11 protein-coding genes and 2 pseudogenes are annotated in these 14,323 nt (G+C 62.3%); 10 read left to right on the plus strand and 3 right to left on the minus strand.

Annotated features, from left to right (window positions below):
- The first annotated feature begins 24 nt into the window (after positions 1 to 24).
- From kdpF to HMPREF2678_RS07215, 5 genes and pseudogenes are all read left to right on the plus strand, one after another.
- Positions 25 to 117, plus strand: coding sequence for a K(+)-transporting ATPase subunit F (kdpF, locus tag HMPREF2678_RS07195; protein ID WP_070551655.1), 93 nt, complete (start codon positions 25 to 27; stop codon positions 115 to 117).
- Positions 114 to 1,766: a potassium-transporting ATPase subunit KdpA gene (kdpA, locus tag HMPREF2678_RS07200; RefSeq protein ID WP_070551659.1), complete on the plus strand. Its 1,653-nt coding sequence runs from the start codon at positions 114 to 116 to the stop codon at positions 1,764 to 1,766. The genes kdpF and kdpA overlap by 4 nt, the downstream gene beginning before the upstream one ends.
- Positions 1,763 to 3,979: a potassium-transporting ATPase subunit KdpB gene (gene kdpB, locus HMPREF2678_RS07205; RefSeq protein WP_070551662.1), complete on the plus strand. Its 2,217-nt coding sequence runs from the start codon at positions 1,763 to 1,765 to the stop codon at positions 3,977 to 3,979. The genes kdpA and kdpB overlap by 4 nt, the downstream gene beginning before the upstream one ends.
- A gap of 54 nt (positions 3,980 to 4,033) precedes the next feature.
- Positions 4,034 to 4,627, plus strand: a complete 594-nt coding sequence (kdpC, locus tag HMPREF2678_RS07210; RefSeq protein ID WP_034979092.1) for a K(+)-transporting ATPase subunit C — start codon at positions 4,034 to 4,036, stop codon at positions 4,625 to 4,627.
- A gap of 232 nt (positions 4,628 to 4,859) precedes the next feature.
- Positions 4,860 to 7,382 (plus strand): annotated as a pseudogene (locus HMPREF2678_RS07215) (DUF4118 domain-containing protein); the annotation flags it as partial.
- Here the strand turns inward: HMPREF2678_RS07215 and HMPREF2678_RS10635 are convergent.
- The gene (locus HMPREF2678_RS10635) at positions 7,307 to 7,645 is read right to left on the minus strand and encodes an S-type pyocin domain-containing protein (RefSeq protein ID WP_371325840.1); all 339 of its coding nucleotides are present in this window, start codon (positions 7,643 to 7,645) and stop codon (positions 7,307 to 7,309) included. The pseudogene HMPREF2678_RS07215 and the gene HMPREF2678_RS10635 sit on opposite strands and share 76 nt — an antisense overlap.
- Between HMPREF2678_RS10635 and HMPREF2678_RS07220 the strand changes: the two genes are divergently transcribed.
- The 3 genes from HMPREF2678_RS07220 to HMPREF2678_RS07230 all read left to right on the plus strand — a co-directional run bounded on the left by HMPREF2678_RS07220 (position 7,526) and on the right by HMPREF2678_RS07230 (position 11,602).
- On the plus strand, positions 7,526 to 8,197 hold the full coding sequence (locus HMPREF2678_RS07220) for a response regulator (RefSeq protein WP_371325841.1): 672 nt from the start codon (positions 7,526 to 7,528) through the stop codon (positions 8,195 to 8,197). The genes HMPREF2678_RS10635 and HMPREF2678_RS07220 overlap by 120 nt on opposite strands.
- 149 nt (positions 8,198 to 8,346) lie before the next feature.
- Complete coding sequence (locus HMPREF2678_RS07225; RefSeq protein WP_070551669.1) at positions 8,347 to 10,911, plus strand: esterase-like activity of phytase family protein; 2,565 nt, start codon at positions 8,347 to 8,349, stop codon at positions 10,909 to 10,911.
- A 97-nt stretch (positions 10,912 to 11,008) separates the two neighbouring features.
- Complete coding sequence (locus HMPREF2678_RS07230; RefSeq protein ID WP_070551676.1) at positions 11,009 to 11,602, plus strand: Type 1 glutamine amidotransferase-like domain-containing protein; 594 nt, start codon at positions 11,009 to 11,011, stop codon at positions 11,600 to 11,602.
- Positions 11,603 to 11,794: 192 nt separating this feature from the next.
- On the opposite strand, the pseudogene HMPREF2678_RS10055 reads toward HMPREF2678_RS07230, so the two are convergent.
- A pseudogene (locus tag HMPREF2678_RS10055) lies at positions 11,795 to 11,947 on the minus strand (NAD(P)(+) transhydrogenase (Re/Si-specific) subunit beta); the annotation flags it as partial.
- Between the two features lie 87 nt (positions 11,948 to 12,034).
- Between HMPREF2678_RS10055 and HMPREF2678_RS07235 the strand changes: the two are divergent.
- Together HMPREF2678_RS07235 and HMPREF2678_RS07240 are read left to right on the plus strand one after the other, a co-directional pair.
- Positions 12,035 to 12,898: a hypothetical protein gene (locus HMPREF2678_RS07235; protein WP_246817906.1), complete on the plus strand. Its 864-nt coding sequence runs from the start codon at positions 12,035 to 12,037 to the stop codon at positions 12,896 to 12,898.
- Positions 12,899 to 12,922: 24 nt separating this feature from the next.
- Positions 12,923 to 13,666 carry a hypothetical protein gene (locus tag HMPREF2678_RS07240; RefSeq protein ID WP_070551682.1) on the plus strand — a complete coding sequence of 248 codons (744 nt, stop codon included), beginning with the start codon at positions 12,923 to 12,925 and terminating at the stop codon, positions 13,664 to 13,666.
- Here HMPREF2678_RS07240 and HMPREF2678_RS07245 read toward each other — a convergent pair.
- Positions 13,663 to 14,323, minus strand: a 661-nt coding sequence (locus tag HMPREF2678_RS07245; RefSeq protein WP_210382707.1) for an LURP-one-related family protein, incomplete at its 5' end; no start/stop codon positions are given. The two genes, HMPREF2678_RS07240 and HMPREF2678_RS07245, sit on opposite strands and share 4 nt — an antisense overlap.

A 14,323-nucleotide genomic window follows, 5' to 3' on the forward strand; every position in this document is an offset into this window, starting at 1 on the left:
CGCCTTGAAGGCGGTGGACAAGCTATGAGCTGGGAACTGATTGTCGGTGGGATCCTGGGGATCCTATCCATCATCTACCTGTTGGTTGCCCTGTTGAACCCGGAGAAGTTCTCATGAGCGGGGCCATCACAGGGTGGATCCCTGTCATCATGGTCATCATTGCCCTCGCGGCCTTCTACGTGCCGCTGGGCAACTACATGGCCGCCACGTTCACATCCAAGAAGCACAATGCCTTCGAACGTGGCTTCTATCGCCTGATCGGTGTAAACCCCGACGGCCAGCAAAAGTGGACTCGCTACTGCGCAAGCCTGCTGGCGTTTTCCGCCATCAGTGTCGTGTTCGTTTACCTGCTGCAGCGCGTGCAGCAGGCGCTGCCCCTGAACCACGGCAAGGAGCCCGTGCACTGGGACCAGGCGTGGAACACCGCCGTATCCTTCACGACTAACACCAACTGGCAGTCCTACTCCGGTGAGACGGCCATGACCATCCTCACCCAGATGGCGGGCCTGGCAGTGCAGAACTTCGTGTCCGCCGCGGTGGGCATCACCGTGGCCATCGCGCTGATCCGTGGCCTGGCCAACCGTATGGGCAACGGCCAAATCGGCAACTTCTGGGTCGACCTGACCCGCGCGGTCTTCCGCATCCTGCTGCCGATGGCAATCATCGGTGCGATCCTGCTGATTTCCCAGGGTGCGATCCAGAACTTCCACGCTCCGACCACTGTGGAGACGATCACGGGTGGCCAGCAAACCATTCCGGGCGGTGCAGTGGCCTCGCAGGAAGTCATCAAGGAGCTGGGCACCAACGGCGGTGGCTACTTCAACGCCAACTCCGCCCACCCGTTTGAGAACCCGAACGCATGGACCAACATGCTGGAGATCTTCCTCATCCTGGTGATCCCGGTTAGCCTGACCCGCACCTTCGGCAAGATGGTGAACGACACCCGCCAGGGTTGGGCAGTTCTGGCCGCCATGGCCGTGCTGTACTTCGCTTCCCTGGCAGTCGTGATGTCCAGCGAAACCTCCCTGGCTACCTTCCAGGGCGGTGGCATGGAAGGTAAGGAGTACCGCCTGGGCGTGCTGCCTTCCTCCTTCTTCGCCGTCACCACGACAATGACGTCGACGGGCGCGGTGGACTCCTTCCACTCCAGTTACCACCCGCTGGCTGGCGGCATGCTGATCCTGGACATGATGCTGGGCGAGATCTCCCCTGGTGGCGTGGGCACTGGCCTGTACGGCATGCTCATGATCGCCCTGCTCAGCGTGTTCGTCGCGGGCCTGATGGTCGGCCGTACCCCGGAGTACCTCGGCAAGCGCATCGGCGTTTCCGAAATCACGAAGGTCAGCCTGTACATCCTGGTCATGCCGACGCTGGTGCTGGCCGGTGTGGGTATTTCCGCCATGCTGCCCGATACCCGCGACTCGGTATCCGCAGCCGGTCCGCACGGCTTCAGCGACATTGTCTACGCCTACACCTCGGCCTCCAACAACAATGGTTCCGCGTTCGCCGGCTTCGGTGCAGATACCCCGTGGTTCAACATCACCCTGGGTCTGTGCATGTTGCTGGGCCGCTTCCTGCCGATCGTCTTCGCGCTGGCACTGGCCGGAGACTTCGCTAAGCAAAAGCCGGCTGCCGAAAACGCCGGTACTCTACCCACCCACCGCCCGCAGTTCGTGGGAGTGATGGTCGGTATCGCCATCATCGTTGGCGCGCTGACCTTCCTGCCCACCCTGGTCCTCGGCCCGTTGACGGAGGCTCTGTCATGACAACCCTAAATGCTCCTTCGCGCACTGAAGCGAAGCGTGCGACGGCTCCGGCCACGCACGACAAGAAGAAGAACGAGGGCGCTTTTTCCGCAGCCCAGTTGAAGCAGGCCCTGCCGCTGGCGCTAAAGAAGATGGATCCGCGCCTGCTGTACAAAACGCCAGTGATGTTCCTGGTGGAGGTCGGCGCGCTGTTCACCTTTGTTTTGGCGATCGCGCATCCTTCCCTGTTCACCTGGTCCATCACGGTATGGCTGTGGCTGACCGTTCTGTTCGCCACCCTGGCCGAATCTGTGGCCGAGGGTCGCGGTAAGGCGCAGGCGGACGCCCTGCGTGCCACCCGCACCCAGTCGAACGCCCTGAAGTTCACCGGTTCCGACGTGAACGATCCCCACCTGGCACCGGCGCTGGAAAACTCCGGCGCGGGCATGCAAGAAGTCACCGAGGAGGTCTCCAGCGAGTCCCTGCTGCCGGGCGATATCGTGCTGGTCAGCGCCGGTAACGTGATCCCCGCCGACGGCGACGTCATCATGGGCGCCGCCAGCGTGGACGAGTCCGCCGTCACCGGCGAATCCGCACCCGTCATCCGCGAATCTGGCGGTGACCGCTCCGCCGTCACGGGTGGTACCCGCGTGCTCTCTGATGCGATTGCTATCCGCGTGACCAGCAAGCCGGGCGAGTCCTTTATGGACCGCATGATCGGCCTGGTCGAGGGCGCGGAGCGCAAGAAGACCCCGAACGAGTTGGCTCTGGGCACCCTGCTGATCGTGCTGACGATCATCTTCATGATCGTGGTGCTGGCTCTTGCCCCGATGGCTGCGTTCAACGGTGCCGAACAGTCCCCGGTCGTACTGGTCGCCCTGCTTGTCTGTTTGATCCCCACCACCATTGGCGCGCTTCTGTCCGCCATTGGCATCGCGGGCATGGACCGCCTGGTGCAGCACAACGTCCTGGCCATGTCCGGCCGCGCCGTCGAAGCCGCGGGTGACGTAGCCACCCTGCTGCTGGACAAGACGGGCACCATCACCATCGGTGACCGCCAGGCCAGCGAGTTCGTCGCCATGGAGGGCATCAACCAGGAAGAACTCATCTACGCCTGCCAGCTATCTTCCCTGGCCGACGAGACCCCGGAGGGCCGCTCCATCGTGCAGCTCGCCGAGAAGCAGTCCGGCCTGGCCATCCCGGAAGAGACCTTCCGCAACGCAGAGTTCATCCCCTTCACCGCGCAGACCCGTATGAGTGGCATCCAGCTGCCCGCCGGCGCCGGAGAGCACACGGAGTGGTCCACAGGCCACCAGGCCGCGCACCGCAAGATCGTCAAGGGCGCAGCCTCCGAAGTTGCGAAGCTCGTGACGAACCTTGGCGGAGACGTCCCGCCGTCCATCACCGACGTCGTCAACGACATCTCCAACAGCGGTGGCACCGCACTGGTCGTGGCAGAAATCGCCCTGGACTCCCAGGGTGAAGACGTCACCGGCCGAGTGTTGGGCGTCATCCACCTCAAAGACGTAGTCAAACCGGGCATGACAGAGCGCTTCGAGCAGCTACGCAAGATGGGCATCCGCACCGTCATGGTCACCGGCGATAACGCCCTGACCGCGAAGGCCATCGCTGCCGAGGCGGGCGTGGACGACGTCCTCGCGGAGGCAACCCCGGAGCAGAAACTGGAGCTGATCCGCAAGGAACAGGCCAAGGGCCGCCTCGTGGCCATGACTGGCGACGGCACCAACGACGCTCCCGCCCTGGCCCAGGCCGACGTGGGCGTGGCGATGAACACCGGCACCACCGCGGCCAAGGAGGCCGGCAACATGGTGGATCTGGATTCCGACCCGACCAAGCTCATCGACGTTGTGGCCATCGGTAAGCAGTTGCTGATCACCCGCGGTGCGCTGACCACCTTCAGTATCGCCAACGATATTGCAAAGTACTTCGCCATCATCCCCGCGATGTTCGTGGTCGCCTTCCCGGGCCTGTCCGCGCTGAACATCATGCGCCTGCACTCCCCCGAGTCCGCGATTCTGTCCGCCGTGATCTTCAACGCGCTGGTCATTATCGCGCTGATCCCGCTGGCTCTGAAGGGTGTGAAGTACCGCGCGGGTTCGGCGGCCTCGCTGCTGTCGCGCAACCTGACCATCTTCGGTTTGGGCGGCGTGATCGTACCGTTCATCGGCATCAAGATCATCGACCTGATTATCTCCGGAGTCTTCGGGATCTAACCCTCTTGGGCTGGCATTTACCGGCCCTTTTTTGAAAGGAAACACACGAGAACAATGGCACGCGCAACATCTAACAACGGCTTGCGTCTGGCCTCCACCACGGTGCGCATTTTCTTCCTGCTGACGTTGATCCTGGGCATCATCTACCCAGCGTTCATGGTCGGCGTGGGACGGATCATGCCCGCCAAGGCGGACGGATCGATGATCACCAATGCTGAGGGCCAGCCCGCCGGTTCCTCCCTGATCGCCCAGGAAGTCACGAAGCCGGGCTTCTTCTACCCTCGCCCTTCTGCTGCTGGGGATGCTGGTTATGACGCCATGTCGTCCTCCGCCACCAACCTGTCCCCCTACAGCAAGGAGTATCAGGAGGCCATCGCCTCCAAGCGCGATGAGGTTGCCAAGCGCGAAGGGGTCTCCCCCGACGAGGTTCCGGTGGACGCCGTGACGTCCTCCGGTTCCGGCCTGGATCCGCACATCTCCACCGCGTATGCGAAGCTGCAGGCTCCGCGTGTGGCGAAGGAGCGCAACCTGGACCAGCAGAAAGTGGAGCAGCTGGTATCGGAGGCCACCGAGGGCAACTACACCGGTAGTGCCGACGGTGCGCCGGTGAACGTGGTGAAGCTGAACAAGGCGCTGAGTGAGCTGTAATGGGCGAGCGGTAACAGGCGAGCTGTAGCGAGGCTGTAGCGGGCGCGGACACGTGCCCGCAAAACCCAGGCGCGGTCGGCCTCAAGGTGTAAAACAGGCACTAGCGCCCGGACGCGTGGCGTCCAAAAATTTCAGCGCAAGATAAACAACAGGAGTAACAACAACAATGACTAAGCGTGGCACGCTGAAGGTGTACCTCGGCTTCGCCCCTGGCGTGGGCAAGACGTGTGCCATGCTTAGCGAAGCGCACGACCTGTACGACCGCGGGCGGGACGTGCTGATCGGCATCGTGGAGGATCACGGCCGCGAGCGCACCCGGAAGCTCACCGAGGGGCTGCCGATCCTCCCGCGCAAGTCGGTTCCCCACCGCGGCGGCCACTACGAGGAGCTGGACTTGGAGGCGGCGCTCGAGGCGCACCCGGAGATCATCCTGGTCGACGAGTTGGCGCACACCGTGGTGGGCGAGCACAACGCGGATAGCAGCCGCCCGGCCGAGGCAGCCAAGCGCTGGCACGACGTGTACGCGCTGCTTGATGCCGGTATCGACGTCATCTCCACGATGAACATCCAACACCTGGAATCCCTCAACGACGTGGTCTCGGCCGTCACCGGTACGCGCCAGCTAGAGACGGTGCCGGACCAGGTTCTTCGGGACGCCGACGAGATCGAGCTGGTGGACCTTTCCCCCGACGCGCTACGCATCCGCCTGGCCCGCGGAGAGGTCTACCGCCAGCAGCAGGCCGAAACCGCACTGAATAACTACTTCCGGGTTGGCAACCTCACGGCTTTGCGCGAGTTGAGTCTGTTGTGGCTGGCCGACAAGGTCGACGAGGGTCTGGCGAAATACCGCGAAGACAAGAAGATTGAGGAGAACTGGCCGACCCGCGAGCGCGTGGTGGTGGCCGTGCGCGGCGATGAGGTATCCGAGGCGCTGATCCGCCGCGGGGCTCGCATCACCCAGCGCGTGGCCGGGCGTGAGATGCTCGTGGTGTATGTCTCCGGCGCCGACGAAGCGCTGGGGGTTGATCTCCCCCAACGGCTACGGCGCCTGCAGGAACTCACCGAATCCCTAGACGGCCAGTGGCGCGTGATCGAAGGCGACGACATCGCCAATACCCTGCTGGAGTTCGCGCGGACCGTCAACGCCTCGCAGTTAGTGATCGGCCTGGGCACGCGCATGAGCCGACTGTTCAGCTCCACTGCCCACAAGATCATCGACGGTTCCGGGCGAATCGACGTGCACATCGTCTCTACGTCCAGCGCATCTTCGGACAACGGTTCCACGAAGATGTCCCAGAGGGTGCTGCGGAAGGCATCCCAGTTCATGGGGCTCACGCGGGATCGCAGGACGGGGCTGGATACCTCGAAGCAACTCAGCCCCGCGCGCCGCTGGATTGGCTGGTTGCTGGCAGTGCCGGGGCCGATCCTTTTGACGCTCCTCGTGCTGCCGTTCTTCAGCGAAGACGGGGCCCTGGGTTCCATCCTTCTGGGGTATTTGACGATCGCGGTTTTCGCCGCCCTGGCCGGTGGCTTCGGCCCGGCTATTGTGGCGGTGATCATCGGCTCGGTTTTGGCCAACTGGTTCTTTACGCACCCCTATCACACCCTCACGGTGACCGAGCCGGCGAACTTGGTGCAGATTGCCCTGTTCTTTGTTATTTCTGCCGCGGTGGCGGTGGTTGTGGATATTGCAGAAAGGCGCCGTGCCATCGCAAACCGGCGCCTCGGTCAGGCCGTTGTGCTCTCTGACCTCGCCCGCGGTGCGCTGGACGAGGGCGACGACATCCGCAGTCTGCTGGAGCGCCTGCGGGAAACCTTCAGCCTGGAGCGGGTGGACCTGCAGCAGTATTCGAAGGAACGCAAGAAGTGGGTCACGATGGAAACCACCGATCCAGGTGGTATTGGGGTGCCCTGGCCCAGCAAGAAGGCGCCGTCGCATGTCGGCGCTGGTGATGGCATGCGTTTCGTGTTGGACGGGCGGGATCTGTCCCCTTCCGAGGATGCGATGATCGAAGCTCACGGAGCCCGCATCACCGCGATTTACGACCGCGAGGAGATCGATGCGATGCGCCGGGCGACGGCCGCCCTGGAGGCCGGCAACCGCGTGGGCACCGCGCTGCTCACCGCCGTATCCCACGACCTGCGCACTCCCCTGGCCGGTATCAAGGCCGCGGTTAGTGCTCTGAACATGGACGACATGGAGTTGGACGAGGAATCCCGCTCGCTGCTGATGGAAACCATCGAGTCCAGCACCGATCGGCTGGAGACCGTCATCGGCAACCTGCTGGACATGAGCCGCGTCAATTCCAACACCGTCGCCGTCCACCGCGCCAAGGTATACTACAGCACCGTGGTCGAAGCCGTTTTGGCGGAGCTGCCCGAGGCTACACATCACGTCGATTCTTTTATTGACGCCACCGTTCCGCCCGTCTTAGGCGATGCCGGTCTAGTGCAACGCATCATCGCGAACATTGTGATTAATGCCCGCACCTACGCGCCGAATTCCCGGATCGAGCTGCACGCTCAGCAGGTTACAGCGGGCGCCGACGATCTGGCGGGCGCCGACGATCAGGCTGGCGCAGAAGCAGGCGCCGTGGAGCTTGCAATTGTCGACCACGGTCCGGGCTTCCCCTCAGAGCACCTAGCGGACGTGTTCACCCCCTTCCAGCGCCTCGGCGATCAGTCGGCCAACCAGAACGGGCTGGGGTTGGGTTTGGCTGTCGCCCACGGCTTTGCCGAAGCCATGAACGGAACCCTCGAAGCCCGCAACACCCCAGGTGGAGGCGCCACCCTAGTTCTTTCCCTGCCAACGGCAACGGGGGAACTGGAAGACGGTGAAGAGCGTGGCGTCCAGAAGAAAGTACAAGGAGAAGCGCCATGAGCGGCGAAAAGATTTTGATGGTCGAAGACGACGTGGCGCTGGCTAACGCGGTGCTGGTGACTCTGCGGGCGCGTGGCTACGACGTGCAGGTGGCGACGACGGCGACGAAGGCGATTCAGGTGGCCTCGAAGTGGCACCCGCAGGCGGTGCTGCTGGATCTGGGGTTGCCCGATCTGAGTGGCCTGGAAGTGCTGCGTGCGCTACGAAATTGGACGGATATTCCCGTACTGGTGGTTTCCGCACGCCACGACGAGTCGGGCAAGATCAACGCACTGGATGAGGGTGCGGACGACTACGTGACCAAGCCATTTTCTGTCGGCGAGCTGCTGGCCCGGCTGCGCGCGGCGCTGCGAAGGGCGCCCGGCGCGCCGATTCCGGAGGAGCCCGTGGTGGAGACCTCTGACGGGCGCGTGGTGTTTGATCTGCCGAACCAGCGGGTGACCGTCGACGGGCAGGACGTGCACCTGACCCCGCGCGAATGGGGCATTGCCGAACACATGATCCGCCACCGGGGAACGCTGGTGACGAAGGTCGAGTTGCTGCAGGCGGTGTGGGGGCAGGCCTACAAGAAGGAGACGAACTACCTGCGGGTCTATATCTCTCAGTTGAGGTCGAAGCTGGAGGTCGATCCGAGTAACCCGCAGTACTTCACGACCGAGACGGGCATTGGCTATCGCCTGGTGCTGTGACGGGGTGCCGCCGGCGCCGACGAAGGGTCAACCAATACCGCGAATGAGTTCACCTGGTGGCCATGTTGCCTTAAACCTGGCGCAAAAAAGAGGTGGAAGTATGTGTCTGGTTCTATTCATAATTCGCACATAGATAGGCGCGGCTCTTCATGCAGCTCAACAACTTCAAAAACTCGGTCTCCCGGCGCTCCCAGCGCTCTCAGCGCGCGCAGCTTGTTCGGCGCTCCCAGCGCAAGGTCGCAGGAATTTCCCTTGCCCTGGCGGTGATTCCCTTCACCGCGGTACCAGCAGCGAACGCGACCGTTGGCTCCGAGACCGCGGTCGGATCCACCCTGGGATCCTCCAGCTTCGGCTCCTCGGCTGGGTCTTCCATCTCGGGCTCACTGGGCTCGGGTGCTTTGGGTTCGGGCGCTTTGGGCTCCTCCAAGCCGGGCACCCCGGAGACCCCGGGCGCGCAGTCCACATTTGAGCGCACCGCGACCTTCCCGGTATACGAGAACCGCCCGGAGGGCGCGGACAAGTCCGCGGAGACGGTGGCGGAAATCTCCACGGTTTCTAAGGACGGCAAGACGCTGATCCACACCGACGCCCTGGCGCAGCGCATCGGCTTTATCGACATCAGCAACCCGAACGCTCCGAAGGGTCTGGGCACCCTGGATCTAAAGGCGCAGGGACATGCCAAGGACGAGCCGACCTCCGTAGCCGTGTACGGCGACTACCTGCTGGTGGTTATCGACGAGACCGGCGGGGACTTCGCCAACCCGAAAGGCCGCGTGGACATCGTGCGGATCTCCGACCGCACCCGCGTTTCTTCCATTGATCTAAAGGGCCAGCCGGACTCCATCGCCATCTCCCCCGCTGGCGCGCCGGGCAAGCCAAAGGCTGCCATCGCTATGGAGAACCAGCGCAACGAGGAGCACAACGACGGCAACCTGCCGCAGCTACCCACCGGTTTTGTTCAGACCATCGACCTGTCAGGTGAGCCGAAGGACTGGAAGGCCACCCCGATCCGCTTTGAGGGCGACAACGGCAAGCTGCTGGACGTGGTTCAGAAGGCCGGACTGGATACCCCGGAGGATCTGGAGCCGGAGTACGTCAGCATCAACGGCAAGAACCAGCTGGCCGTCACTCTGCAGGAGAACAACGGCGTGGCCATCATCGACCTGCAGACTAACCGCATCACCAACGTGTTTAGCGCAGGCAGCGCTGAGGTCAAGGGCGTGGACACCAAGTCCGACAAGCTCATCAACCCCACCGACACCCTGCCTGCTACCCCGCGCGAGCCGGACGCCATCGCGTGGATCGACGACAACCACCTAGCCACCGCCAACGAGGGCGACTGGAAGGGCGGCACCCGCGGCTGGACCGTCTTCGACACCAGCGGCAAGGTCACCTGGGATGCCGGCAACTCAGTGGAGAATCTGGCCATCCGCCACGGCCTGCACAACAACAAGCGCGCCAAGAAGAAGGGCGTGGAGATCGAGGGCATCGCCACTGCCGAGATGAACGGCACCAAGTACGCGTTCGTTGGCTCCGAGCGCTCCAACTTCGTTGCCGTGTACAACGTCAACGATCCGGCGAACCCGCAGTTCGTGCAGATGCTGTTCACCACCAACGGCCCGGAGGGCATCCTGCCAATTCCGGAGCGCAACATGCTCGCTGTATCCAGCGAGGTCGACGAGCCAGACAATGCGGTGCGCAGCGCGGTGACGCTATACCGCCTGGGTGGCAAGGACTCTCAGCCCTCCATCGTTTCCGCCGACGAGGGCGAGGCACCGATCGGCTGGGGCGCGCTGGGTTCCCTTACTGCCGATCCGAAGGACGCCAACCGCCTGTACGCGGCCTCTGACTCCGCGTACGCGAACGGCTGGGTGTACACCATCGACGCCTCCAAGCAGCCTGCCGTGATTACCGAACGCCGCGCCGTGAAGCGCGACGGTGTCCCGGCCGAAGGCCTGGACATCGAGGGCATTTCCGTAGCCGCCGACGGTGGCTTCTGGATTGCTTCCGAGGGCAAGAAGGGCAAGGATAACCGCCTGTTCCACACCGATAAGGACCTCAACATCACCTCTACGGTCGAACTACCTGCCGACGTTGCTGAGCACATCGGCAAGTGGGGGCTAGAGGGCGTCACTTCCACAAAGGACGCCCACGGCGTGGAACAGCTATACGTCGCCGTGCAACGACCGCTGTGGAAGGACCCGGAGGCGAAGAAGCTCGAGGCGCAGGAAGGCGAGAACACCACCCGCATCGGCAAGTACGACACGAAGACCAAGAAGTGGCAGTGGTTCGGCTACGAGCTGGAGAAGCCCGCTGGCAAGGGCGACTGGATGGGCCTGTCGGAGATCACCGCGCTGGACGACAAGCACCTGTTGGTGATCGAGCGCGACAAGCTGAACGGCCCGGATGCGAAGGTCAAGCGCGTGATGAAGGTGACCCTGCCGGAGGGCGGCGAGGGTCTTGGTCAGGGTGCTGGCCAGGGCGCGGGTGCGGGCGAGGCTCAGGGCGCGAATGGTGGCACGCTGCCGATGGTGAAGAAGGAGCTGGCCGTGGACGTGCTGCCGAAGCTGCGCGCCACCAATGGCTGGACACAGGAGAAGCTGGAGGGCTTCACCATCGCGGCGGATGGCCAGATGTACGCGGTGACGGATAACGACGCGCTGGAGGATGCCACTGGCGAGACCGTCTTCCTACGCCTGGGCAAGGTGAAGTAGCAGGCGGGCAGCGGTGCCAACTGGGCAGGCCGGGGCTCTCAGTGCAGCCCTAGTGCAGCCCTATCGCTGCGAAGCGTGAGGATCTAGGCTGAAATCCATGGACCTACTTCTCGCTTCATACCTGCACCCAAACATCAGCGACTACCTGTCTGGCCGAGTTCTTTACATCGACGATGCGGCTTCCACAATGAGGCAGGCTCCGTTCGCACAGGAAGAGCTCAATGCCATCAAGGACGTCGCCGACGCGGTGGTTCCCATCACGGTAGCTGAGACAAGCCCTGCTGCTTTCCGCAATGAACTGGACGCTGCGGACTGCATCTACGTGGCCGGAGGCGAATCTTTCCGCCTGCTCTACGGATTGAAGTCCACTGGGGCTGACGAATTGCTGGTTGACGCTGTTCGGAGCGGAAAGCCCTATGCGGGGAGTTCGGCAGGCGCAATTATTGCTGGCCCCTCCGTCGAACCGGCGTCTGTGATGGACGACCCGACTGTGGCTCCGCAGCTCACGGATTGCTCGGGCCTCAATCTCACGGAGTTTGTCATTGTCCCCCACGCCCAGGGCACGACTGGCCCGTACCCCATCGAGGTCATCAGCCAAACAGTGGAAAAGTACGGCAAGGATTGGAAACTGGTACTGCTCCGCGATGGGCAAGCGCTGCATGTCAGCAACCGCGGTTCAATGCTGATTTAGAGCCCCAGCCTCCAGGCGGATCCCGCCTGTTGTCCGGGCGAATCCCGCCTGCTATTCCAGGCGAATGTCCCGAATCTTCGAGTTATTGAAAGTAGCGGGTGTGCAGCTAATTTTGGCAACGCGCTGACCTGCAGAAACAGAATAGTTATATTCTAAGACGTGGAATTTGGGACATTACCCCTTCCCCGGGCAGAGCTCTGGCAGGCCCCAGGCGGAACCCGGCTCTTCGGCGATTGGGTTGACGGTGTCGTTCGCGCCGATGACCAGCACCACGTCGATGTTCCCGAAGCCGTCTTCGACCTCGTCGAGTTCAAGGACAATGCCATAAGGCACCTTGGCCTCGGCTCTGTGGAGACGGCGCCAATTAAAGCCATTCAGAGTTACCGAAACAAAGCCATGCGAGGCTTTAAAAACTTGCGTAGTCTCACTGCCATGTTCGGACTATTTGGCAAGAAGAACAAGAACAACACCACCCCACCACAAGAATCAGCCGCTCAGCAGCCAGCAGCGCAGGAAGCTGCTGGTCAGCAGCCAACAGCGCAGCAGCCAGGAGCTCAGCACGGCCACTTGAAATTTCAGCACGACAGCGACGGTAACGCGACCTTAACCGCCCCGAATGGAGAGCTTGTGTACGGCATCATCTCCCCTGCCCCGCAAGACGCCAGCAACTACTCATACTCAAAGGAGATTCTGCCGGGCGTCTACCGCTTCCTCGCCACCGTAGATTCCGGTTTCAAGCCACTCTCCGACGCTGATCTGCCGGAGGGCTTCAGCCTTGATCAGCCAGTTCTTGGCGACGCGAACTTCCCCGGCACAGACCAGCCCGCCACCAACTACACCTTTTGGGCAGTCGCTTTCGGAGCCACAGAGCATAAGTCCCTCGAAACGTTGAAGATTGCAAGCGCTGGCGATGTCTTCTTCCAGGTTAAGTCCGACTTCCCTTTCGGGGCGACGCTCGCCATCACGTTCGATCTCTTCCTGCAGATCACCAAGATTCCTGACCATGGCCACGGACACGTGGTCTCCATGCCCGGTGGCAGCACGGTTCTGGTTCACCCTGTGGTGCCGAACCAGCCGGCGGACAACATTATGCAGCAGATGACCCAGACCCGCCACGAGCTGCGCCAGCACCCGGTGAACGTCTCTCCGCTGACGTTCTGGGTGCACGATAACCACTGGGATGTGCTCACCGCCAAGGATGGCGTATCCCTCTTCCCGCCGGAGAACTTCCCTGTTCAGCGCAATGCTGACGGCGCGCCGGTGACATCCCGCGGCGATTCCGGTACGCGAGCTTAAAGCAGGATTAAAGGATCGGTGACCATGCTGCGAATCACGACTGAGCCCGACGGATCATCCACCCTCACCAACGCCAACGGCGCGGAGATCTACGCCTTCATCACGCCACTGCCGCAGGATGCGTCGAAGGTCACCTACGCTAAGCCCTCCCCGATTCCGAATGTCCATCGCATGCTGGCAACGCTGGAGGGCGGACACTTCAACCCGATCGAGGATAAGGATCTCCCCGACAGCTTCGACATGGATGCCAAGCCAACATCGGAGTTGTTCTTCCCCGGGGTTGACGCAACTAATGGGTCCATGCCGCTGTTCTTCATGGCGCTATCCAACACGATCCACAAGTCGCTGAACGAGTTGCACCGTGTTACGTCGGCAACGCAGTATGACATACAGCTGCTGGAGTTCGATTTCCCCTTCGCAGCCGCATGGATCTGCGCATTCCCCACGATGGTGCAGATGCTGGAGTTACCTGACCACGGGTACGGCCACGTAGCGTCTGTCGTCGGCGGGCGCACGATCTTCATCCATGCGATCCGCCCGGACAACACCGCGGATGACATCATGGCGCTCGCCGCGGTTACGGAGCAGTACTACCCCATGCAGGTCGGCAAGGTTTCTCCGCAGGTCTACTGGGTTCAGGGGACGAAGTGGCGCTCGCTGGCGCTGAAGGAAGGGCGCGGCATCTTCTTGCCGGAGGATTTCCCCGTGAAGCGTAATGCCGACGGCGCGCCACTTATGTCCGACGGCAGGGCGGGCATTCGCGTTTAGCTCTCTCGCATCTTCTTCTTGCGCATATCCAGTGCGAAAGCGATACCGATAACTGCAGCATGCACGTTCTCGTCAAGTCCCGGTTCAATGATGATGCGGTACGCAGTCTTGCCCATCAGTGCCCTGCCTAAACCAGGAGATTGCGCGTTCACCTGCGCGATATTGCGCCCCTGGCTCGACAACGTGTGGTCGGGCTGGAAAGACTCGCCGTAGACCTCAATCTGCGGATAACCGGCAATATCTACGTCATATTTGGCGTTGAACCACGCAAACCGCTTCGTGATGTGCGCGAGCTCTGAGTGTTCGCCGGACTCAGGGTCGGTTCGGTGTACGGCGTACCTGTCGAAGAAGAAATTCACCGGGTCCTCGATCGTAAGCACAGTCGTGCCTGCCTCATCGAAAATCTCTACCCCGCGCGAAGCTTTGAACAGATCGCCCAGCTTCCGCGTCTGGCGCGCAGTACCGAGCTGTACGCCCTGCGGATAGGTGATGGTGAACTCGTCCCGACCAATCGCCTGGTACTGGGAGATGATCAACTCATTCGACGTGAACACGCCACCAACGATAACGAAAACCTCCAGCCCGCTTCTGTAGTGAAGCCGACCGGAGGTCGTCGTATTCAATATTTGTACCCCGTACGGGATTTGAACCCGTGTT

This window comes from Corynebacterium sp. HMSC058E07 (assembly GCF_001809885.1).
GTDB classification, from domain to species: domain Bacteria; phylum Actinomycetota; class Actinomycetes; order Mycobacteriales; family Mycobacteriaceae; genus Corynebacterium; species Corynebacterium macclintockiae.

Bases quoted from the DNA above. Each gene is read 5' to 3' on its own strand.
- HMPREF2678_RS07220 (WP_371325841.1), top strand. From the start codon at position 7,526: ATGGTCGAAGACGACGTGGCGCTGGCTAACGCGGTGCTGGTGACTCTG.
- HMPREF2678_RS07235 (WP_246817906.1), top strand. From the start codon at position 12,035: ATGTTCGGACTATTTGGCAAGAAGAACAAGAACAACACCACCCCACCA.
- kdpB (WP_070551662.1), top strand. From the start codon at position 1,763: ATGACAACCCTAAATGCTCCTTCGCGCACTGAAGCGAAGCGTGCGACG.
- HMPREF2678_RS07240 (WP_070551682.1), top strand. From the start codon at position 12,923: ATGCTGCGAATCACGACTGAGCCCGACGGATCATCCACCCTCACCAAC.
- kdpF (WP_070551655.1), top strand. From the start codon at position 25: ATGAGCTGGGAACTGATTGTCGGTGGGATCCTGGGGATCCTATCCATC.
- kdpC (WP_034979092.1), top strand. From the start codon at position 4,034: ATGGCACGCGCAACATCTAACAACGGCTTGCGTCTGGCCTCCACCACG.
- kdpA (WP_070551659.1), top strand. From the start codon at position 114: ATGAGCGGGGCCATCACAGGGTGGATCCCTGTCATCATGGTCATCATT.
- HMPREF2678_RS07225 (WP_070551669.1), top strand. From the start codon at position 8,347: ATGCAGCTCAACAACTTCAAAAACTCGGTCTCCCGGCGCTCCCAGCGC.
- HMPREF2678_RS07230 (WP_070551676.1), top strand. From the start codon at position 11,009: ATGGACCTACTTCTCGCTTCATACCTGCACCCAAACATCAGCGACTAC.